The 22,184-nt window shown below is 58.9% G+C and carries 18 protein-coding genes and 1 rRNA gene; 9 read left to right on the top strand and 10 right to left on the bottom strand.

Translation table 11 applies throughout. The features are described 5' to 3' along the window. Positions 1–55: 55 nt before the first annotated feature. A complete protein-coding gene (phoR, locus tag ACYCZ5_RS07570; RefSeq protein WP_461544189.1) occupies positions 56–1,351 on the top strand; it encodes a phosphate regulon sensor histidine kinase PhoR in 1,296 nt (431 codons plus the stop codon). Positions 1,352–1,361: 10 nt separating this feature from the next. Here the strand turns inward: phoR and ACYCZ5_RS07565 are convergent, their stop codons facing one another. Together ACYCZ5_RS07565 and ACYCZ5_RS07560 are read right to left on the bottom strand one after the other, a co-directional pair. Next, positions 1,362–2,981 carry a hypothetical protein gene (locus ACYCZ5_RS07565; protein ID WP_461544188.1) on the bottom strand — a complete coding sequence of 540 codons (1,620 nt, stop codon included), beginning with the start codon at positions 2,979–2,981 and terminating at the stop codon, positions 1,362–1,364. Positions 2,982–2,992: 11 nt separating this feature from the next. Then, a complete protein-coding gene (locus ACYCZ5_RS07560) occupies positions 2,993–6,811 on the bottom strand; it encodes a DUF3683 domain-containing protein (RefSeq protein WP_461544187.1) in 3,819 nt (1,272 codons plus the stop codon). Between the two features lie 89 nt (positions 6,812–6,900). On the opposite strand from ACYCZ5_RS07560, the gene thpR reads away from it, so the two are divergent. Genes thpR through ACYCZ5_RS07545 form a run of 3 tightly spaced genes read left to right on the top strand, consistent with a single transcriptional unit; the run spans position 6,901 to position 8,862 of the window. After that, a complete protein-coding gene (thpR, locus tag ACYCZ5_RS07555; RefSeq protein ID WP_461544186.1) occupies positions 6,901–7,443 on the top strand; it encodes an RNA 2',3'-cyclic phosphodiesterase in 543 nt (180 codons plus the stop codon). 27 nt (positions 7,444–7,470) lie between these two features. Further along, the gene (corA, locus tag ACYCZ5_RS07550; RefSeq protein ID WP_461544185.1) at positions 7,471–8,430 is read left to right on the top strand and encodes a magnesium/cobalt transporter CorA; all 960 of its coding nucleotides are present in this window, start codon (positions 7,471–7,473) and stop codon (positions 8,428–8,430) included. Between the two features lie 3 nt (positions 8,431–8,433). Next, positions 8,434–8,862 (top strand): pyrimidine dimer DNA glycosylase/endonuclease V, encoded by a 429-nt coding sequence (locus ACYCZ5_RS07545; RefSeq protein ID WP_461544184.1) that lies wholly within the window; start codon positions 8,434–8,436, stop codon positions 8,860–8,862. Here ACYCZ5_RS07545 and ACYCZ5_RS07540 read toward each other — a convergent pair. Together ACYCZ5_RS07540 and ACYCZ5_RS07535 are read right to left on the bottom strand one after the other, a co-directional pair. Next, positions 8,859–9,629: a tRNA threonylcarbamoyladenosine dehydratase gene (locus ACYCZ5_RS07540; RefSeq protein WP_461544183.1), complete on the bottom strand. Its 771-nt coding sequence runs from the start codon at positions 9,627–9,629 to the stop codon at positions 8,859–8,861. The two genes, ACYCZ5_RS07545 and ACYCZ5_RS07540, sit on opposite strands and share 4 nt — an antisense overlap. Before the next feature lies 1 nt (position 9,630). Further along, positions 9,631–10,407 (bottom strand): TatD family hydrolase, encoded by a 777-nt coding sequence (locus ACYCZ5_RS07535; RefSeq protein ID WP_461544459.1) that lies wholly within the window; start codon positions 10,405–10,407, stop codon positions 9,631–9,633. A gap of 90 nt (positions 10,408–10,497) precedes the next feature. On the opposite strand from ACYCZ5_RS07535, the gene aroC reads away from it, so the two are divergent. The 3 genes from aroC to ACYCZ5_RS07520 all read left to right on the top strand — a co-directional run bounded on the left by aroC (position 10,498) and on the right by ACYCZ5_RS07520 (position 14,021). Continuing rightward, complete coding sequence (gene aroC / locus ACYCZ5_RS07530; protein ID WP_461544182.1) at positions 10,498–11,592, top strand: chorismate synthase; 1,095 nt, start codon at positions 10,498–10,500, stop codon at positions 11,590–11,592. Between the two features lie 8 nt (positions 11,593–11,600). Beyond that, positions 11,601–12,080, top strand: coding sequence for a hypothetical protein (locus tag ACYCZ5_RS07525; protein WP_461544181.1), 480 nt, complete (start codon positions 11,601–11,603; stop codon positions 12,078–12,080). Between the two features lie 273 nt (positions 12,081–12,353). Then, positions 12,354–14,021 (top strand): ArnT family glycosyltransferase, encoded by a 1,668-nt coding sequence (locus ACYCZ5_RS07520; RefSeq protein ID WP_461544180.1) that lies wholly within the window; start codon positions 12,354–12,356, stop codon positions 14,019–14,021. 7 nt (positions 14,022–14,028) lie between these two features. Here the strand turns inward: ACYCZ5_RS07520 and ACYCZ5_RS07515 are convergent, their stop codons facing one another. The 5 genes from ACYCZ5_RS07515 to folB form a co-directional block, all read right to left on the bottom strand. After that, complete coding sequence (locus ACYCZ5_RS07515; protein WP_461544179.1) at positions 14,029–15,675, bottom strand: ArnT family glycosyltransferase; 1,647 nt, start codon at positions 15,673–15,675, stop codon at positions 14,029–14,031. Then, a complete protein-coding gene (locus ACYCZ5_RS07510) occupies positions 15,676–17,106 on the bottom strand; it encodes a M48 family metalloprotease (protein ID WP_461544178.1) in 1,431 nt (476 codons plus the stop codon). It lies immediately after the preceding gene. Between the two features lie 67 nt (positions 17,107–17,173). Further along, the gene (gene rpmE, locus ACYCZ5_RS07505; RefSeq protein WP_461544177.1) at positions 17,174–17,395 is read right to left on the bottom strand and encodes a 50S ribosomal protein L31; all 222 of its coding nucleotides are present in this window, start codon (positions 17,393–17,395) and stop codon (positions 17,174–17,176) included. A 121-nt stretch (positions 17,396–17,516) separates the two neighbouring features. Continuing rightward, entirely contained in the window at positions 17,517–18,161 is a 645-nt protein-coding gene (locus tag ACYCZ5_RS07500) for an outer membrane beta-barrel protein (protein WP_461544176.1), read from the bottom strand. 97 nt (positions 18,162–18,258) lie between these two features. After that, entirely contained in the window at positions 18,259–18,609 is a 351-nt protein-coding gene (gene folB, locus ACYCZ5_RS07495) for a dihydroneopterin aldolase (protein ID WP_461544175.1), read from the bottom strand. 76 nt (positions 18,610–18,685) lie between these two features. Between folB and plsY the strand changes: the two genes are divergently transcribed. Further along, entirely contained in the window at positions 18,686–19,306 is a 621-nt protein-coding gene (gene plsY / locus ACYCZ5_RS07490) for a glycerol-3-phosphate 1-O-acyltransferase PlsY (protein WP_461544174.1), read from the top strand. On the opposite strand, the gene tsaD is transcribed toward plsY, so the two are convergent. Further along, positions 19,294–20,319 (bottom strand): tRNA (adenosine(37)-N6)-threonylcarbamoyltransferase complex transferase subunit TsaD, encoded by a 1,026-nt coding sequence (tsaD, locus tag ACYCZ5_RS07485; RefSeq protein ID WP_461544173.1) that lies wholly within the window; start codon positions 20,317–20,319, stop codon positions 19,294–19,296. The two genes, plsY and tsaD, sit on opposite strands and share 13 nt — an antisense overlap. A 483-nt stretch (positions 20,320–20,802) precedes the next feature. Between tsaD and ACYCZ5_RS07480 the strand changes: the two genes are divergently transcribed. After that, positions 20,803–22,184: ribosomal RNA gene (locus tag ACYCZ5_RS07480) — 16S ribosomal RNA — on the top strand; the annotation flags it as partial.

Raw genomic sequence — 22,184 nt, 5'->3', positions numbered from 1 at the left:
TGGCCGCGGCGGATTCCCACCGTATAATGCCGCCGTCCAATAACGAGATCACGCCGTGAGCGATTTCTGGCAACGCGCTTTCTTCTATCCTTTTTTCCTGCTCCTGTTCTCGTTGCTGGTGTGGGCCATCGCGGGTGCCTTGCCGGCGGTATTCGTGTTCGCCGTCGGGATGTCGTTGCGATCGCTGCATCATCTGCGCAATCTGGCCGCTCTGCTGCGCTGGTTGAAAGACCCCGAGAAGCTGGCTTTGCCGGATGGCTCCGGCCTGTGGGAAGAAGTGTTCTCTCATTTGAACAAGATGGTGCGCACCAACCGTTTGCAGCGCGAAAGACATATCGCCTCCCTTGAGCAGATGGAGCAGGCCACCGCGGCGCTGCCGGAAGGGGTGGTCATCCTGGACGATGCGGACCGCATCGAATGGTGCAATCCGCTGGCCGCGATACATTTCGGGCTGGATAGCGATTACGACATCGGTCAACAGATCACCTATCTGGCGCGCCAGCCGGCCTTCGTGCAATACCTTGCGGCACGCGAGTTCGGCAAGCCGCTGGTGTTGCACGGTGCGCGTCAGGACGATCTGATCCTTTCCATCAAGCTGATCTCCTATGGCGAGAACCAGCGCCTGCTCATCAGTCGCGATATCACCCAGTTGCAGCGTATCGAGACCATGCGGCGCGACTTCGTGGCCAACGTCTCGCACGAATTGCGCACGCCGCTCACGGTCGTCAACGGCTTCGTCGAGACCCTGCAGGACATGCCCAGCCGCGACAACGAGATGGCGCAGCGCGCCCTGTATCTGATGGGCGAGCAGACCGACCGTATGGAGCATCTGGTGGACGACCTGCTGACCTTGTCGCGGCTGGAAGACGATCAGAACCGCTTGCGCGAAGAGAAGGTGGAGGTGGGGGCGCTGCTGGACGAAGTCATGCGCGACGGAAAACTGCTGAGCAACGGCAGACACCGCATCGAGTTACAGGAGAATTGCGGCGTGGACCTGAGCGGTAGCCGTGACGAATTGCGCAGTGCGTTTTCCAATCTGGTCAGCAACGCCATCCGCTATACCCCCGATGGCGGTGACATTCAGGTGCGCTGGTCGCAGCACGACGGACATGCCGTATTCGCCGTGCAGGACAGCGGTATTGGCATCGCCCAGCAACACATTGCGCGACTGGCCGAACGTTTCTATCGCGTGGACCGCAGCCGTTCGCGCGAGACAGGAGGTACCGGGCTAGGCTTGGCCATCGTCAAGCATGTCGCCATGCGCCATCAGGCGAGGCTGCACATCGTCAGTGAGGAAGGGCGGGGCAGCACGTTCTCCATCATCTTCCCCGTTGCCCGTATGCAGAACTGAGCGTGCAGTATCAGGCAGGCTTGAAACTGACGCGCTCGTAATCCACGCCGCGCTCCACACTGATGCCCAGCCTGACCTTCTGTTTGCTGCGGTCGGCCAGTGTGAGGTCGATCTCGCGTCCGGCCTGGAACCAGTCGCGCGGCATCACCAGACTGGCCGGGATACGCAGCTTCTCCATGGCCGGCAACATCAAACAAGGCGCGGAGCCGGATTTCAGCATGGCTTGCGTGGATTCTGCCGCATTGGCGATCACGGCTTGCGGCTGGCCCGGCAAGTAATGCACGGTCACGTAGAGTTGGCCGCTGTGGGCCACTTCGATGCGGTCGATCACACCTGCTTTGTGCACGCGGGAATCCGCAGTGAATATGCTGATGATGTGATGGGCCGCCATGCGGTCACCCGTCGGAGAGCTTCTCAACAGGCGGCCGCGTAGCAGGGTGTTCTCTTCCACCAGCCAATCCTCGGGCAGGAAGCCCAGTTCTTTCAGGTCATGCTGCCCGGTCTCATCCAGCACGCGACCGAAGGTGGCGATCTGAACCTGCGCATCCTGCATGGCTTTGCCCACATCCTTCACCGGCTTGAACGGTTTGCCCGCGATATGGGAGTAGATCTTTTCCAGGCCGACGCACATATTTGCCGAACTCGTTTCGCGCGGCATCTCCACCAGCGTGTCCGCTCTTGCCTCGCACCAGCACTGGTGCAATCTACCCAGCAGATCGATACATTCCTTGCCGGACAAGTCGGTGGTCAGGTCTACCTTCTTCGGTGTCTGGCCCTGTTGCAGCAGGATGGTCTTGATGCGGATCTGCTTTGATAGCGGCACCATCGGCAGGCAGCGCATACCTGCCGAAGCACGGGCATGCGCGGCGGATTGCAGACCGCGATAGCTTTCCAGATCCACCACCAGCGGCGGCGCATCTTCCTTGGTGGCCGTGCAGCGCTGCAACAGGACAAGTGTGTCTGCCCACAGCAGCAACCAATGCTCTGCCGTATACCGTTGCTCGCGGGTCAGACCGAGCAAGCGCGCGCGGTGCATCAGCAGGGTGGTCAGATACAGCGTCTGGCAGCTGAGCGGATACTTGTCGTGGAAATGCTCATCCTTGACGGACTCGTTCTGTAGTCCGGAAGATTCGATGTTCAGATACAGCGCATGGAATTGCTGCCAAGTGGCGCGATCCGGTTCGTATCCGGCGCGGGTGTATTCCGCGATCTGCTGCATGCCGTAGTACAGGCTGCGTTGCCATAGCTTGGCGCGCCGCTTCTCCATCTGCGCATCGCCGGCGGCCGCGCTCTGCAGGCAGCGCAAGTAGCCATTCTGCATGGCTTGCCACATGCTGCCGAGCGCGGTCAGCAGCATGTGTTCGTCGTCCGTGAGCGGCAAGGGTTTGCCGATGAGGCGATTGGCAAAATCGCTTTGCAGTTGCGCGACAGGGGTGCGCAACTGTTCGAGGATGGCGAGGCGTATCTCTCCCTTCATCGCGTAGCGATTCAGTTCGTCTATTTGCTTGCGCAGCGTGCCCTGTGCGATGCCGATGTTGGTCAGTTGCAGCTGGCTCAACCACTTCTTGCAACCTTCGACATCGTGGAATGCCGGTTTGGCCAGATCGTCAGTCGGTTCCAGTGCCAGCATGCTCACCCTTTCTATAACAACACGCGCTCGATGCCGCCCTCGTTGGCCAACATCACGTATTCCGCCTGCCAGTTCTCGCCCAGTAGGTGTTTGGCCATCTCCACCACGATGTAGTCGGCAGCGGCGTCCACGTCATCAGTATAGCGCGACAGGCCTTGTTGGCAGGCGGGGCATGAAGTCAGTATCTTCACCTCGCCTTCGTAGCCGTCAGCGCGCAGGTCGGCACTGCCTTTGCGCAGTTCCTCTTCCTTGCGGAAGCGCACCTGCGTCGCGATGTGCGGCAGCGCTACACCGAAGGAGCCCGCTTCGCCGCAGCAACGGTCGTTCAGCGGCACGTCGGTCGCCATCAGCGACTTCACCACGTCCAGTGACTTGTGCGTCTTCATCGGTGTGTGGCAAGGCTCGTGATACATGTAGCGCACGCCGGTCGGCTGGTCCAGCTTCACGCCCTTCTCCAGCAGATACTCGTGGATGTCGAGCAAGCGGCAGCCCGGGAATATCTTGTCGAACTGGTATTGCAGCAGCTGGTCCATGCAAGTGCCGCAGGACACGATCACCGTCTTGATGTCCAGATAGTTCAGCGTGTTAGCCACGCGGTGGAACAGCACGCGGTTGTCGGTGGTGATCTGGCTGCCCTTGTCGGCATTGCCGGAAGCCGTCTGCGGATAACCGCAGCACAGATAGCCGGGCGGCAACACAGTGACCGTGCCCAGGTTGTAGAGCATGGCCTGTGTCGCCAATCCCACCTGCGAGAACAGACGCTCGGAACCGCAGCCGGGGAAATAGAACACCGCTTCCGATTCCTCGTTCAGGGTATGCGGATTGCGGATCACTGGCACCACGGTGTCGTCCTCGATGTCGAGCAAGGCGCGCGCCGTCTTCTTCGGCAGGCCGCCCGGCATGGGCTTGTTGATGAAGTGGATCACCTGCGCCTTGAGTGGCGGTTTGCCCACGGTGGCAGGCGGCTGTTTGGTCTGGCCGTTGAGCAGCCCGAAGCGCTTGGCTAACCGGTGCGCCAAACGCTGCCCCTTGTACGCCCATTCGATCATCACCTTGCGCACCAGTTTGATGGTGGCCGGATCGGTGGCATTGAGGAACAGCATAGAGGTTGAGGTGACCGGATTGAACCGCTTCTGCCCCTGCTTGCGCAGGAAGTTGCGCATGGAGACCGAGACGTCGCCAAAGTCGATGTCGACCGGACAGGGTTTCTCGCAGCGGTGGCACACGGTGCAATGGTCGGCCACATCGTTGAACTCGTCGAAGTGGCGGATGGACACGCCGCGCCGCGTCTGCTCTTCGTACAGGAAGGCCTCGATAAGCAGCGAGGTGGCGAGGATCTTGTTACGCGGCGAATAAAGCAGGTTGGCGCGCGGCACATGCGTGGAGCACACAGGTTTGCACTTGCCGCAACGCAGGCAATCCTTGATCGAGTCGGAGATGTCGCCCAGCTCGCTCTTTTCGAGGATCAGACTCTCCAGTTCCATCAGGTTGAAGCTGGGTGTGTAGGCTCGTTCCAGATTGCTGCCCGGCATCAGCTTGCCGCGGTTGAACCGTCCGTCCGGATCGACCTTGTGCTTGTAGGCGATGAACGGCGCGATCTCTTTCTCATCGAGGAAGTCGAACTTGGTGATGCCGATGCCGTGCTCGCCGGAGATCACGCCGCCGAGGTCTTTCGCCAGTTGCATGATGCGATCCACCGCGCCGTTCGCCTGTTGCAGCATGGCATAGTCGTCGGAGTTGACCGGGATGTTGGTATGCACGTTGCCGTCGCCGGCATGCATATGCAGTGCTACGAACACGCGGCTCTTCAGCACGCGCTGGTGGGTGGCATTGCACTGGTCGAGGATGAGTTGGTAAGTGCTACCGCTGAAGATATTGCGCAGCGGTTCGCGCAGTTCGCGCTTCCAGGAGGCGCGCAGCAGATGGCGTTGCACCGCGTCGAACACGGTGACGGCGTCCTGCTTGTCTTCCGGTGCGAACGGGCAGTCGCTCAGCGGCGCATCCAGATGTTGCAGCAGCCAGCTCCAGCGTGCGCGCACTTCGGTCAACAGTTTGCGCGCGGCCTGCGGACGCTCACCCAGCAACTCGGCATCGCCCAGTTGTGCGTCGTCCTGATAATGCAGCGGCAACTCGCCCGCGAAGAATTCATCCAGCGCATCCAGCAACTTGATCTTGTTCTGCAGCGACAACTCGATGTTGATGCGCTCCACGCCGTCGCAATAGTCGCCCATGCGCGGCAGCGGGATCACCACGTCCTCGTTGATCTTAAATGCGTTGGTGTGTTTGGCGATGGCGGCGGTGCGCGCGCGGTCCAGCCAGAACTTCTTGCGCGCGTCGGCGGAGACGGCGATGAAGCCTTCGCCGTGGCGCAAGTTGGCGATGCGCACAATCTCCGATGCCATGGCACCGACCGCCGCTTCATCGTCGCTCACCACGTCGGCGATCAGCACCATCTTCGGGCGGGCGCCGCGTTTGGATTTGGTCGCGTAGCCGACCGCCTTCAGATAACGCTCGTCCAGATGTTCCAGTCCGGCCAGCAGCACTTGCTTGCCAGCGCGGTTGTCGAGCAGAGAGGTGATCTCCACGATGGCGGGCACCGCTTCACGCACCTGGCCGAAGAACTCCAGGCACACGGTGCGCGTGTGTTCCGGTGCGCGGTGCAGCACGAAACGCGCCGAGGTGATGATGCCGTCGCAGCCTTCTTTCTGGATGCCGGGCAGGCCGGACAGGAACTTGTCGGTCACATCCTTGCCCAGTCCGGTCTTGCGGAAGGCGTTGCCCGGAATGGTCAGGGTCACAGGCTGACCCGACATCGGTTTGTCGTGGCGGTCGTAACGGCTGATGCGGAAGGTGGCATGTTCGGCATCGTGGATCTTGCCGAAGTTGTGGTCCATGCGCTCGACCTGCATCCAGCGTCCGTCCGGCGCGACCATCTTCCACGACACCAGATTGTCCAGCGCGGTGCCCCATAGCACGGCTTTCTTGCCGCCCGCGTTCATGGCCACGTTGCCACCGATGCAGGAAGCGTCCGCCGAGGTTGGGTCGACCGCAAACACCAGATTGGCTGCTTCCGCCGCTTCCATCACGCGCCGCGTCACCACGCCCGCGCCGCAATGGATGGTGGCATAGGGTTGGTCGTGACCGGGCAGCACCATGGGTTCCACCGCCGAGATCGCATCCAGTTTCTCGGTGTTGATCACCACGGAATACTTATCCAGCGGTACGGCGCCGCCGGTATAGCCGGTGCCGCCGCCGCGCGGGATGATGGTCAGGCCGAGTTCGATGCAGGCGCGCACCAGCGGCGCGACCTCGTCCTCGTTGTCCGGATTGAGCACCACGAAGGGGTATTCCACGCGCCAGTCGGTGGCGTCGGTGACATGCGATACGCGCGCCAGTCCGTCGAACTGGATGTTGTCGCGGCGGGTGATGCGCGCCAGCGAGCGCAGCGTGCGCTTGCGCAGTTTCAGCGTGATCTCGAAATCTTCGGCGAAGCTTTCCACCGCAGCAGTGGTGAGTTCGAGCAGGCGCTTGACCACTTCGTTGTCCTGTCTGCGCGCTTCGATGGCGTTCAGTCTATGGTGCAGCGCACCGATCAGGGCATGGCGGCGCTTGCGGTTGGAGAGCAGGTCGTCTTCCAGATAGGGGTTGCGTGTCAGGACCCAGATATCTCCCAGCACTTCATACAGCATCTGTGCCGAGCGTCCGGTGCGGCGTTCCGCGCGCAGGGTGTTGATGATCTCCCAGGCTTCGGCGCCGAGCAGGCGCAGCACGATCTCACGGTCGGAGAAGGAGGTGTAGTTGTAGGGTATTTCACGTAAACGCGCGTTCATGCAGGTAGCCCCTGTTACAAGGCGCGCATTCTACCCGAATGTGCGTTCTTACTCGACCCCGACGCGCATATGGCGGTAGCATCTATCGCATGGAATCCGCCCCTGAAACTACCCGCCGGGTGTTCTTTGCCCTGTGGCCCGCCGCCACCGAGCGTGCCGCGCTGTCGGCATGGCAGGCGCCGCTGCAAGCCTTGTGCGGCGGCAAAGCCATGCGCGATGAGACCCTGCATTGCACCTTGGCATTTTTGGGTGAAGTGCCAGAAGCGCGGCTGGAAGCCTTGTGCCTAATCGCGCAAGAGCTGGATTCTCAGCCATTCGATCTCGATCTGGTCGGCGCACATTACTGGGGGCATAACCACATCGTCTACGCGGCACCCGCGACGACACCGGATGAATTGGTCGTGCTGGTCGCCCGACTGGAGGAGAGTCTGCGCAAGCATGCATTCCATTTTGAACAGCGGCCATACAAACCGCATGTCACGCTGTTGCGCCATGCGCAATGGACGGATGCGCCGCTGCCGCCCATGCCGTCCGTGCGCTGGCGCTGCCGCGAATTCGTGCTGGTGCAATCGCTGGGGGATGCGCAAGGTGCGCGTTACGAAGTGCTGTGCCGCTTCGGGGTGCAGGCATAGAATGGTTGCTACATTTGGAGGAGGAACATGCTCTACGCATTCACGCTGAACAACGGTCGCCTGCAGCGTCTGTCCATCGAGACGGATGCCGATCTGGCCGCGCTCAAGCCGGTCTGGATAGACATGCACGGTGTGACCGACGAAGAAGTGGCGCATGTGCAGCAGTCGTTCCGGTTACATCTGCCCAGCCCCGAGCATCTGCGCGACATCGAAGCCAGTGCGCGTTTCTATGAACAGGAAGGCAGGTTGCATCTGCGTTCCGATTTCCTGCTGGGTACCGAAAGTCACGCGCACAGCGTAGCGGTGGCCTTCGTGCTGGCGGACACGACACTGATCAGCATCCACGAAGAAGACCTGCCCATCTTCCGCTTGTTGCGGCTGCGCATGCAGTCTGAATCCGGGCCGATAGAGGACAGTCGCGATGTGCTGATCGACCTGTTCGGCATGGACATCGAGTACTCCGCCGATGCGCTGGAAGAAGTGTATGCCGATCTGGGGCGGGTGAGCCGGAGTGTGTTGAACGACACTTTGAGCGATGCGCAGGCGCGCGAGGCGCTGGCCGAGATCGCCCATGCCGAGCATGTGAACGGGCGTATCCGCCGCAACGTGATGGATATCCGCCGTGCATTGTCCTTCCTGCTGCGCACCAAATCATTGAGTGCCGCACAGGTCGACGAGGTGCGCCAGATCCAGCAGGACATCGACTCGCTGGACGGGCACACCGCCTTCCTGTTCGACAAGATCAACTTCCTGATGGATGCCGTCATCGGCTTCATCAACATCAACCAGAACAAGATCGTGCGTCTGTTCTCAGTGGTGTCGGTCGCCTTGCTGCCGCCCACATTGATCGCGTCCATCTACGGCATGAACTTCCGCTTCATGCCCGAGTTGCAATGGAAGCTGGGTTACCCCTTCGCGCTGTCACTGATGGCATTCACGGTCATCGTCCCGCTGTTGATATTCTGGCGCAAAGGCTGGTTGAGATAAGCCATGCGCATCTGGTCGCTGCACCCGCAACATCTCGATGTCAAAGGGCTGGTTGCTTTGTGGCGCGAGACGCTGCTGGCGCAGAAGGTGTTGCGCGGCGAGACCAAGGGTTATCGCCATCACCCGCAACTGCAGCGCTTCCGCGCGCACCCCGAGCCGCTGGCCGCCATCGCCGACTATTTGCGCGCAGTGCAGCGCGAAGCCGAGCGGCGCGGTTATAAATTTGATGCCAGCAAGATCGGGCCGCAGACCACGCGCAGGAAGATCACGGTCACGCAGGGACAGATTGCATACGAGCTGGCGCATCTGCGCAACAAGTTGCAAGTGCGTGATTCGGCAGCGTGTGAGCGTTTGCGGCAGTGCGGGCAACCGGCGCTGCATCCCTTGTTCAGGGCGGTGGCGGGTGAAGTGGAAGCGTGGGAGGTTGTTTAGTATTTGACGATTAGCAACTTGTCGATGCACCAGCTAGCAGCCGCAAATCCCATGGCTGCCGTCACCGTCACCGCCGATCCATAGCCAGAGCAACTCAGGTCGGCGGTCGAGCAGGCCGCGCCGCGCTGCGACGGTTCCTCCAGATAGATACAGGTCACACCGAACTTGCCGTTGCTGCGCGGATGGATGTTGAAATCCTTCTTCAGCATGGTGCGGATGCGTGCCAGCAGCGCATCGTGCGTGGTGCGTGCCAGATCGTCGCGCCGCAGTTTCAATGCATCGCGCTTGCCGCCTGCCGCACCGCACACGATGAGTTTCAGTTTGTTGAAACGCGCATGCACGATCAGCGCCGCCTTTACTTTCACCTCGTCGCAGGAATCGATCACCGCATCGAACGCATCCGCCGGCAGCAGTTGCCGCATGTTCTCCTCGGTCAGAAAATCATCCACCGCCGTTACCCGGCAAGCGGGATTGATGTCCGCGATGCGCGTGGCGAGCGCCTCGGTTTTGGCCATGCCCAGCGTGCTGTCCAACGCCTGGATCTGCCGGTTCACGTTCGACACAGCCACATGGTCGAAGTCGATCAGCGTGATGTTGCCGATTCCGCTGCGCGCCAGCGCCTCCACCGCCCATGAACCCACGCCGCCCACGCCGATGACGGCGACGCGCGTCTTGTGCAAAGTCATGCGTGAGCCGTCGCCATAGAGGCGGTCAAGGCCGCCGAAGCGGCGTTCGTGCAGGTCGTCGAGGGGATGGCGGTGCGGCATGTCAGCGGGTCACGGGTAGGTCGGGGAGCGCGGAAGATACATTCTCTGTCGTGATGCGCGCAATCTCTTCGATGGACATGCCGCGCAGATCGGCCAGCGTCTGCGCGATGCGCGCGATGTATTCCGGCTTGTTCGGCTGGCTGCGTTCGAGGAAATCGGGCGGGATGTCCGGCGCATCCGTTTCCAGCACGATGCTTTCCAGCGGCAAGGTGGCGGCGAGTTCGCGCAGCTTGGTGGCGCGCGAGTAAGTCATTGCGCCGCCGAAGCCGAGCTTAAAACCGAGCTTGATGAATTCGTCCGCCTGCTGGCGGCTGCCGTTGAAGGCGTGCGCGATGCCGCCCACCACCCTGTGCTGTCGCAGATGCTTGAGGATCACATCCTGCGCGCGGCGGATATGCAGTAACACCGGCAGGTCGAACTCTTTCGCAAGCTTGAGCTGTTCGACGAAGAAATACTCCTGCCGCGCGCGGTCGAAATGGTCGATGAAGAAATCCAGCCCGATCTCGCCGATAGCGACGGGGCGATGTTGCTGCAGCAGGTCGCGCAGCGCCGTCAGGTCATCCGGCAGCGCATCGTCGGTGTACATCGGGTGGATGCCGTAGGCGGGTGAGCAAGACGGGAGGCGCTGGCACAGTTCGCGCACGGTGTCGAAATTGGCGCGCGCAACCGAGGGCACCACGATGCGGTGCACACCGGCATCCAGTGCGGCGCGCACGATGTCAGTTTGTGTGTCGCCGAATTCTTCAGCGTCAAGGTGGCAGTGGGTATCAATGAACATATTCTTCATTCCCGCTTGCACGGGAATGACGGTGTTTTAGGTAAGTGCCGCCATGTTAAACTTGCCCAATCAATTAAGCGAGATAACACCATGTCTGGAAACACATTCGGCACCCTGTTCACAGTCACTTCTTTCGGCGAATCGCACGGCGCGGCCATCGGCTGCATCGTCGACGGTTGCCCACCCGGCATGGAGCTGAGCGAGGCCGACATCCAGACCGACCTCGACCGCCGCAAGCCGGGCACCTCGCGCCACGTCACCCAGCGCCGCGAATCGGACACGGTCGAGATCCTGTCCGGCGTGTTCGAAGGCAAGACCACCGGCACGCCCATCGCGCTGCTCATCCGCAACGAAGACCAGCGCAGCAAGGACTACGGCAACATCGCCGACACCTTCCGTCCCGGCCACGCCGACTACACCTACTGGCAGAAATACGGCATCCGCGACCATCGAGGCGGCGGTCGCGCCTCGGCACGCGAGACGGCGGGGCGCGTCGCAGCCGGTGCCATCGCCAAGAAATGGCTGGGTGAGACCTACGGCGTGGAAGTGTTCGGCTATCTGGAACAGCTCGGCGAGATCAGGGTGCCGTTCAAGAGCTGGGGCGATGTGCGCGCCGAAGGCAACAGCTTCTTCGTCGCCGACGCCAGTTATGTCGGTCAGCTGGAAGACTATATGGACAATCTGCGCAAGTCCGGCGATTCCATCGGTGCCAAGCTCGCCGTCATCGCGCACAATGTGCCGGTGGGCTGGGGCGAGCCGGTATTCGACCGCATCGACGCCGACATCGCACATGCGCTGATGGGCATCAATGCGGTGAAGGGCGTGGAGATCGGCGACGGCTTCGCCTGCGTCACGCAGAAAGGCAGCCAGCACGGCGATGAACTCACCCCCAACGGTTTCGCCTCCAATCACGCCGGCGGCATTCTCGGCGGCATCACAACCGGGCAGGACATCGTGGCGCGCTATGCCATCAAGCCGACTTCCAGTATTCGCATCGAACGCAACTCCATCAACAAGGCGGGGGAGGCGGTGAAGGTCTCCACTGAGGGGCGGCATGATCCTTGTGTGGGGATCAGGGCTACGCCGATCGCGGAGGCGATGGTGGCGTTGGTGTTGATGGATCATGCATTGAGGAATCGGGGGCAGAATTCGGATGTGGTTTGTGAGACGGTGAAGTTGCGCTAGGGGAGCTCTTGAGTACTCTTGATAAATGGGCAGAGCGGGTTTACGCCGAAACCGATTTTGGCCGTAGTGTTGCCACCTCTGCTGCTGGCTTGTTGGGGCTTTGTATCTACCTCTACTGGGGAGACTGGGTAATTGCCGCATTCTGTTCAATTATTTTTTTCCCCATTGTGCGTTTAGTTGCGTCAGCACTTCACTCCATATTCTCTGAGTCTGCTGAGCGAAAAGCTAAAAGAAAACATGCAGAAGACTTATATATCCGACTAAGCCAAGACGAAAAAGCTGTTGTTTCTGCATTTGTTATGGGTGGTGGTTGTGTTCTAACTTGGGGGCAAGTAAATAACTTATCTCTTCCTGGCGCTGGCGTTGAATCCCTGATTCAACGGGAAATCCTATGGACATCGATGACTGCGGATGGGATGAGAGAGACCTTCGTTCTGGATTCAGATGTGTTTGATATTGGTCAATCCAAAGTAAACAAGAAGGCGTAGCGGGCTCGTCATAAACCGTCGGGGTTGCCCGACGGCAAGGTACTTTCTTTTGCTTCGCCCAAAGAAAGTAACCAAAGAAAAGGCGACCCTGGTTTGCCGCCCACTTCGTGGGTCCCCTGAGTTGCTTGGCAAGTCAGGTGGCTGCGGAACTCGCGCTACGCGCTCAGACAGTCCTCGCCGACTCCCCCTGACTTACCTGCGCTACTCGGCGGCGCTCAAGGGAAATGGGCGGTACTCATTCGTTACTAGATAATTTTGTAGGGCTGCTGGTTCATGAATCTTTCGCATATCAAATACCTCTCCCTCTTCGCGCTGCTCGTCAATGCAGCAGCGATGCTTTCCCCCATCATCAATGGTGGTGACTCCATCACCTATGCGGCGCTGTCACAGCACATCGCGCTGAGCAACGATTGGGCGAACCTGATGCTGGACGGCAAGGACTGGCTGGACAAGCCGCATATGCCGTTCTGGCTTACGGCGTTGTCATTCGAGTTTTTGGGGGTGAGTACGTTCGCTTACATCCTGCCGGGCTTTTTGTTCCATATCGTCGGCGGTTATTACACTTATCGCATCGCGCGTTTGTTCTATGGGCGCGAGGCGGCTTGGTTGTCGGTGTTGGTGTATGTGTCGGTGTTTCATCTGATGGATTCTTCCATCGAGGTGAAGGCGGAGACTTACCTGACCGGCTTCATCATGGGGGCGTGTTACTACTGGTTGCGTTATGACGCGCAGTCCCGGTTGAAGTATCTGTTGCTCGGCGCGGCGTTCACGGCGGGTGCGGTGATGACCAAGGGCGTGTTCACGATGATCACCATCACCAGCGGGTTGGTGATCTTGTGGATGTATCAGAAGCAGTGGCGCAAGTTGAGGAGTGTGAAGTGGTGGTTGGCGTTCGGGCTGTCGTTGCTGTTCACCGCGCCGGAACTGGCTGCCTTGTATCTGCAGTTCGATGCGCATCCGGAGAAGGTGGTGTTCGGGCAGACGAATGTTTCCGGTATCAAGTTCTTCTTGTGGGATAGTCAGTTCGGGCGTTTCTTCAATTCCGGGCCGATACAGGATACGAGCGGGGGCGGGAGTCCTTACTATTTCGTGTTGGTGTTCCTGTGGGCGTTCCTGCCTTGGGTGGCGGTGTTCATCGCGTCGATGTTCTCGGGTGTGCGCAAGTTCGCGCAGCGGTCGGTGGATGAGAATTCGGGTTTCGTTTTCTTGTGTGGTGCGTTCTTTGTGACCTTTGCATTGTTCAGCGCCACCAGCTTTCAGCTCGATCACTACACGGTGATCCTGTTCCCGTTTGCGGCCATCCTGTGCGGCAAGTTTTTGTCGGACCGCCTGCGGAACTTGCCGGAGGGTTGGGCGCTGCTGGTTGCGCAAGCTGCATTCACGCTTTTACTGCTGGCATTGGCGGTCGGCTTGAGTGTGCATGTGGGACATGCTGCGGTGCTGTCGCTGGTGGCGGCGATGGTGTTGGCGATGCTGGGGTATGCGGTCGTGCTGCGGCAGCAGATGCGTGCCAATGTGTTGCTGGTGTTTCCGCTGTTCGGCATGCTGGCCTTGTATGCCTTCCTAGTGCTGACTTCGGCGCTGACATTTGCCGCATATAGCGTGGCTTACAACGCGAACAAGCGATTGGCAGATATGCCAGCTGCCCCAATCTACAGCTACAACATGGGTATCGTTTCACGCGAACTGGCGGTGTACAACAGCACGCCGGTGTTCACCGCCGTCAGCCCGGAACAGCTGCCGGCTTCCGGTAAGTACTACCTGTTAGTCAGCGAGAAGGATATGGCTTCGATCACATCGAAGCTAGGGCGTTACGAGCAGATTGCAGAGGGCGACTGGGTGGTGCACAAGACCGGCACCTTTCCACGTTTCCTGCGATTAGCGCGCGGTGAAGAGCCGCTGGAAGATATCCGTATCCTTGCCGTGAACCGGCCGCGCTGAAACCGACTCAGCGTATGCGCTGCAGGCGCTGATAGAGGCGGAAACGTTCCTGCGTGTTGCCCAGTCGTCCGCCTTCCCACAACTTCTCCCAGCCGATCTCGTCTTCTATCGGCTTGGCCACTGCGCCGCCTTGCACCAGCAACAGGTCGCACTTGCGCGGGCTGTAGTCGAGTCGGATTTTCCCAAAGTACTCTAGCATGGCCTGTTCGCTCTGACCGATGTGCAAACCGCCGACGCAGTTGTACCGCTTGGGCAGGTTGGCGTTCAGATCGTTGATCATGTAGCGGTAGCTCTTGCCGTTATCCAGCCAGGGCAGCCACAGCGTCATGGTGAGTATCCACAGCAAGGTGACACCGCTGGCCCAGTTGATGAGCGAGCGACGCACCGAACGGCCCACGCGCCAGATCAGGAACACCCACAGTACAGTCACCGTGATCGCGATCCAGAACGGCGTGCTGTAGAACTCCGCCTCGAAGCCGGGCTGATAGTCGCGCAGCATGTTGACGATCTTGGCGTGATAGCCGAGCAGCAGACCGGCCCAACCCCACCACATCAGGATGGCGATCTGCGCGAAGGTCATGATGCCGAACCAGTCGAGCGCGTTGGCCGCACCGCGACGCAAGGTCGAGAGTGATGCGGTGGCGAGCAAGGCGATGGGTAGCAACATCGGCATGCCGTTCTGGTCGTTGATGTCCGGCACGAAACTCAGGGCAACCAGCATCACGATGAAGCTGACCAGCAGTAACTGGAACTCCGCTTCATGCCACATGCGTTTGCGTGCTTCCCATACCGTCCATGCGGCGAGCGGTGCGGCAGGCCAGGCCATCCAGGGCAGCGACTTGAGGTAATAGAAGGTGTCGTTGAATTGCCCGTGGGCAGCGAAGGTGAACCAGCGTCCGATGTTGCGCGTCCAGAACCACTCGTGGAACAGCTCGATTGAATGCTGGTGCAGCATCATCGGCCACATCAACAGCCACGGCAAGGCGCTCAGCACGGCGATGCCCAGCGTGGTGAGATAGGTGCGCGTGCGCCAGTTGCTGAACGACAGCAGGCTCAGGCTGATCGCGGAGAACAGGATGGGCGCGATGACGCCTTTGCTCATGAAGCCGATGCCCAGGCCGATGCCCATGATGAGTCCGGCCAGTTGCGGCCTGCGCAGGCTCAAGGCGTAGCCGTACAACATCATCGCGCTACCGGTGAGCAGTGCGTTGTCTGTGAGGATCTCATGGCCGCGTACCAGCATGCCGAGGCAGCCGATGAGGATGATGGCGGTGGGCCAGCCGCGGTTGTTGCCGAACAGTTCGCGTCCAGTCAGTCCGGCGAACAGCAGGGTGAGAGCGGTGTAGAGGCCGGTGGCCAGTCGCGCACCGTCGTGTAGCGGCAGCCACGAGGAGAACATTTGCGCGAACGCGGCAGCGGTCCAGTAATACAGCGGCGGTTTATCCAGATATGGCTGTCCGGCGAGGGTGGGCACCAGCCAGTCGCCGCTGGTGACGAAGTGATAGACGATGCCGAAGCCATACAGCTCATCCGGTTTCCACGGGTCGTGTCCGATCAGGCCGGTCAAGATCCAGACGGCACATAACGCCAGCAATAACGCCGCTTTGAGCGGTGTGATCTCCGGCTCTTTCAGCTTGGTGAAGTATTCGTACATTTATTCGACGACCTTCATCAGTTGCCCCGCGACCGGTTCACCTTGCGGGTATTGCGCGTTGATCAGGCGCAGGTATCTTTCTGCATTGCGCCCCAATGGCGAGCGCTGTGCAAGCGCCGCATAGGTGTCGCCTTGCTTTGCCGTGACGAGTTGCAACGTCAACGGCTTTATCTGTTTGCGTTCTTCTGCACTCAACATCTTGAAGCTGCGGATTGTGGCTTCCATCGCTGCGCGATTGGCGGCGAAAGTCTGTGCCGCCTTGGTGTTGCCCTGGATCAGAAAAGCCCGTCCCGCATCATAGATTACGCCGAGCAGGGTGTTGTCGATCTCGCCCAGCGCGGCAGTGTGGCCGTCGATCTGCACGGTCGCAATCTTGGCGTTCCTGCCTAGTTTGCTGCGGGCGTATTCCACGGCGGTGCCGGAAGGTTTTGGGTCCAGCATGAATTGCAGCAGCGCATCGTTGTTCGGACTGAGCGCGAGCAGCTGGGCAGGCAGATTCTTCACACTCCAATCTGCGGGGAAGATGAGTGTGATGCCTAGGTCGCGGTGCATGAAGCGGTTGTCGCGCACCACGCCTTCGTCCACGCTGTCGCCGAAAATGAGTCCTGCAGTCTGGCGCAGATATTCCTCGCGGTTCTCGGCGGGATCCACGACGGTGAGAGTCTTGGCTTCGCCGACTACTTGCTGCAGGCGCGTGTCGTTGTCGGGGTGGGTGGCGAAGGTGCCGTGATAACGGCGCGGTTCACGGCCTTCCTGTTTGGCGATCTCGGCATCGAACAGTTCCTGGTTCTTCAATACGCCGACTACGCGGATCATTGCTTGCGGATCATATTCCGTACGCGCCAGATACTGCGCGCCGAGACGGTCGGATTCCAGTTCGTGCTCGCGTCCATAGCCGGACAGCAGCGCACCGCCCAGCAAATTGCTTACGTCGTGAAATGCCTGATTGTTCAATTCAGGAACGAGGATGGATGCCAGCTGGATGCCGAGGTTGGTCGCTTGCGATGCGCTCTGTTGGCGTACGCCGTGGCGTGCCGTCACATGGCCGATCTCATGTCCCAATACCGCAGCCATCTCTGCTTCCGAGTTGAGGTAAGCCATGATGCCGCGCGTGATGTAGACATAGCCGCCGGGCAGTGCGAAGGCGTTGATCTCGGGGGAGTCGAGGACAGTGAAGCGATAGCGCAGATTGTTGCGGTGGCTGTGCTTGGCCAGGTCCTGACCGACGCGGTCGACATAGGTTTGCAGGGCGGAATTGGGATAGACCTTGTATTGCTTGCGCACATCCGCATCGGCTTGGCGGCCCAGGCTGATCTCCTGGGCTTCGGACATCATCACGAAATCCTGCTGCCCGGTCACCGGATTCTGTGCGCAACCGGCGAGCGCCAGTGCGGCGATACCGAAGAACAGGAAAGAGATCGATCGAGACATATGTCCTCCCGGAAAGAAAAAAGGCAGCCTGCGCTGCCTTTTATTCTATGCGCTTAACGACATTCCATTAAGCAGCGGCTTTGCCGCCCATGTTGTACTTGTTGCGGAACTTCTCGATACGGCCCGCGGTGTCCACGATCTTCTGTGTGCCGGTGTAGAACGGATGGCACTCGGAGCAGACTTCAACGTGCAGAGCCGGCTTGCCGATGGTGGAGCGGGTATTGAATTTGTTGCCGCAGCTGCAAGTCACTTCGACTTCAGCGTATGTTGGGTGGATGTCTGCTCTCATTTTGTGTTCCTTGCTTTAGGTTGGGCGCGGCTTGGGTACGCGCACGGATGTATATGTATAAGGGCGCGCATTATCCATAAAAACAGGGGGGTGGGCAAATGCTTTATGCACACCTGTATTGTCAGAATTTGAGCAGGAAGCCTAGGTAGGTGGTGGTTGTCTTGATTTTTTTGGTCTTGCCGAGTTCTCCGAAGCTCTCGTGCTGCAGTCGAAGTGCAAAATCCTTATTGAAATCATAGCGGATGCCAAGGCCGCGGCTGATATTGGTGCTGGTGTCTCTGGTGACGCTGTGCCAGATCTCATTGGTGCTGGTTGTGACTATTATTTCCGAGCCTATGTCTGCGCTGAGAACTCCTAGCTTTCCGGTTATGGAGAGCGAGTCGCCCAAGTGCAGGGTGCCTGTTCCGGCGACCTCCCAGCCTATGGCGCTCCATTCCCATGTATAAGGGATGGGGCCACTTCCGGGAACACCGGATGGCGTAGCAGGTAGGGTGCCCTTTTCGCTTGCACGACCAAAATCCCCGTAACCGACTTCTATGCCCCAGTTGGAGGTGAATTGATGTCCATACGCAACGCGGTATACCGTATCTTTCTCTGAGCAACTGGCGCCGTTCGCCAATATGTAGGCGCAGGTGCCGGGGGAATTTGAGCGGCCAGAACTGAGGCTGATATATGAGTCGTATTTTGTAGAGAAGATATTCGCTGCCTGGGCTGGCAGTGTCGTTACGATGCATGCAAGTGCTAGGCAGATTGACTTGAAAATCATCAGGTTTTCCTTTGTGCTTGTGCGCCGTTCAAGAATGGAGTCTATGAATCGGGACGCATACTGGCACGCCGTATTCCTATAGGTCAATATGGTTATATCACTGTCCTCGCTCGATGCTGATGCCGACCTGCTTGCAGTTGCGGATGGCTTGCAGCTTGGCGACACTGACCCTGACCCATGGGGCATTGAAATCCTTGAGGATGATCTGGGCGATATGCTCGGCCAGCGCTTCGAGCAGGGAGAAGTGCCCTTCGCTTAGTACCTTCTGCAGATGTTGGGCGACTTGGGCGTAGTCCAGCGCATCGTTGATGTCGTCGCTTTGGCAGGCGCGGCTGTTGGGCAGGGCGATGTCCAGATCTATCTGCAAAGTCTGCGGGACGCGTTTTTCCCTTTCGTAGATGCCGATCAGTGTCACGACCTTGAGTTCGCGCAGGAAGATGATGTCCATATGTAGGTCTGGTGCTTGTTTGGTTGCAAGGGCGCATTCGAGTAGAATCCGCGCTCCGCATTTTAAGGTATTACAGATGACCACCCTGATCTTTGTTGTGCTCGCCTATCTGCTGGGCTCCATTTCGTTCGCTGTACTGATGAGCAAAGCATTCGGTCTGGCTGATCCTCGCACTTACGGTTCCGGCAATCCCGGGGCGACCAATGTGTTGCGCAGCGGCAAAAAGGCGGCGGCGATCCTGACCTTGCTGGGTGATGCGGCCAAGGGCTGGCTGGCGGTTTATCTGGCTATCAAGTTCGCGCCGCACAATGGCGATGGATTGATATTGGTAGCGCTGGTCTCGCTGGCAGTCTTTCTCGGTCACTTGTTCCCGGTGTTCATGAAGTTCCAGGGCGGCAAGGGCGTAGCGACCGCGCTGGGGGTTTTGCTGGCGTTGAGCGTTTGGATGGGCCTGGCGGTGCTGGCAACCTGGTTGCTGGTGGCGGTGGTGTTCCGTTATTCCTCGTTGTCGGCGCTGGTCGCGTCGATCGCGGCTCCCGTGTATGCCATGCTGGTGCATCTGCGTCCTGAGCTGGTGCTCGCGACAGCGCTGATGTCCATGCTGCTGATCTGGCGTCACAAGAAGAACATCCAGAACCTGATGTCCGGCAAGGAAAGCAAGATCGGCGGCAAGAAGAAGGAAGCTCAGTCCGCGTAATTCAGTTCCCGCAGATCCCAGCGCGGCTTGATGTTGAAGCGGTAGTCGCGCTGTCCCGCCTGTCTTTGTAAGCGCATCGCACCCGCGAAGGCGATCATCGCGCCGTTATCGGTGCAGAACTCCATATCAGGATAGAACACGCGTCCCCCGCGGCGGGAGACGGCGGTATCCAGTCGTTCGCGCAATGCTTTGTTGGCACCGACACCTCCAGCGACGACCAGCTGGTCCAATCCGGTCTGTCCCAGCGCAGACAATGCCTTGCTGGCGAGTACGTCCACTATGGCTTCTTGTGCGGCATGCGCGATATCGGCGCGTGTCTGATCGTCATTCGTATTCTTCTGTACGGCCAGTAGCACGGCAGTCTTGAGGCCGCTGAAGCTGAAATCGAGATCGCCGCTGTGCAGCATCGGGCGAGGTAGCTTGAAACGGCCAGGCGTGCCGTTCTGCGCCAACTTGGCCAGCAGGGCGCCGCCCGGGTAATCCAGTCCCAGTAGCTTCGCGCTCTTGTCGAACGCTTCACCCGCAGCATCGTCCATCGATTCACCGAGCAATGTGTACTGCCCCACGCCATCGACGCGCATAAGTTGCGTATGCCCGCCTGAAACCAGCAGCGCAACGAACGGGAAAGATGGTGCCGGATCGGATAACAGCGGCGAGAGCAGGTGGCCCTCAAGATGGTGCACGCCTATGGTCGGCACATCCAATGTGTATGCCAGTGCATTAGCGATGCTGGCTCCTACTAATAATGCGCCGGACAAGCCGGGGCCTTGGGTAAAGGCGATTGCGTCGATGTCATTCAGCGAGCGCTGGGCTATATGTAGTGCCTGGCGTAACAGCGGCAGCGCGTGGCGCACATGGTCGCGTGAAGCGAGTTCGGGCACCACGCCGCCATATTCATTATGTAGTGCGATCTGGCTATGCAGTGTATGTGCCAGCAAGCCTTGTCCGGCTTGGTAGAGCGCAAGTCCGGTTTCGTCGCAGGAGGATTCGATGCCAAGGATGAGAGTGTTCATATATGAGCATTGTAGTGAATCTGATCGTAGGCATCGTGTGCCCAGATAATTATTTCCAGAATATTTCAATAAAGTATTGACGCAATATTTTTGCTCCCTATAATGCGCGCCTCTTCGCTGTTGCGGAGTTGAAGTGAAGCAAACAAAGCAGTGCGTTTGCTTGAGGTCGATAAAAAGATCGCGCTTCAGTAGCAGAAATAAATAGTGTGAAAATTAGGTTGACGGAAATAATTTAGTCTCTATAATGCGCACCTCTTCGCTGCCACGGTGGTGAAGGAAAGACGGAAAAAGTTCTTTAAAAGTTAGAAAAAACAACCGATTAGTGTGGGTACGTGTGTGGAGGCGGACGCATATCGCTTAGGTGATGTGGGTCGAACTCAAGACATACAGAAGTACCTCGCACTGATCGGAGATACAGAAATGTAAATTCGCTTTGAGTGAGATCTGCGGGTTCGAAAGAACTTGCAACAAAATAGCTAGATTAAACTGAAGAGTTTGATCCTGGCTCAGATTGAACGCTGGCGGCATGCTTTACACATGCAAGTCGAACGGCAGCACGGGTGCTTGCACCTGGTGGCGAGTGGCGAACGGGTGAGTAATATATCGGAACGTATCCGGAAGTGGGGGATAGCTCGGCGAAAGCCGGATTAATACCGCATATGCCCTGAGGGGGAAAGGGGGGGATCCGCAAGGACCTCTCGCTTTCGGAGCGGCCGATATCAGATTAGCTAGTTGGTGGGGTAAAGGCCTACCAAGGCGACGATCTGTAGCGGGTCTGAGAGGATGATCCGCCACACTGGGACTGAGACACGGCCCAGACTCCTACGGGAGGCAGCAGTGGGGAATTTTGGACAATGGGCGCAAGCCTGATCCAGCCATGCCGCGTGAGTGAAGAAGGCCTTCGGGTTGTAAAGCTCTTTCAGATGGGAAGAAACGGACACGGTTAATAACTGTGTCTAATGACGGTACCGTCAGAAGAAGCACCGGCTAACTACGTGCCAGCAGCCGCGGTAATACGTAGGGTGCGAGCGTTAATCGGAATTACTGGGCGTAAAGCGTGCGCAGGCGGTTTTGTAAGACAGGTGTGAAATCCCCGGGCTTAACCTGGGAACTGCATTTGTGACTGCAAGGCTAGAGTACGGCAGAGGGGGGTAGAATTCCACGTGTAGCAGTGAAATGCGTAGATATGTGGAGGAATACCGATGGCGAAGGCAGCCCCCTGGGTCGATACTGACGCTCATGCACGAAAGCGTGGGGAGCAAACAGGATTAGATACCCTGGTAGTCCACGCCCTAAACGATGTCAACTAGGTGTTGGGGAAGGAGACTTCTTTAGTACCGCAGCTAACGCGTGAAGTTGACCGCCTGGGGAGTACGGCCGCAAGGTTAAAACTCAAAGGAATTGACGGGGACCCGCACAAGCGGTGGATTATGTGGATTAATTCGATGCAACGCGAAAAACCTTACCTACCCTTGACATGCCAGGAACTTTCCAGAGATGGATTGGTGCCCGAAAGGGAGCCTGGACACAGGTGCTGCATGGCTGTCGTCAGCTCGTGTCGTGAGATGTTGGGTTAAGTCCCGCAACGAGCGCAACCCTTGTCATTAATTGCCATCATTTAGTTGGGCACTTTAATGAGACTGCCGGTGATAAACCGGAGGAAGGTGGGGATGACGTCAAGTCCTCATGGCCCTTATGGGTAGGGCTTCACACGTAATACAATGGTCGGTACAGAGGGTCGCCAACCCGCGAGGGGGAGCCAATCTCAGAAAGCCGATCGTAGTCCGGATTGTTCTCTGCAACTCGAGAGCATGAAGTCGGAATCGCTAGTAATCGCGGATCAGCATGTCGCGGTGAATACGTTC

It is taken from the genome of Sideroxydans sp. (assembly GCF_054604835.1).
This window is presented reverse-complemented; position numbering and strand designations above follow the sequence as displayed.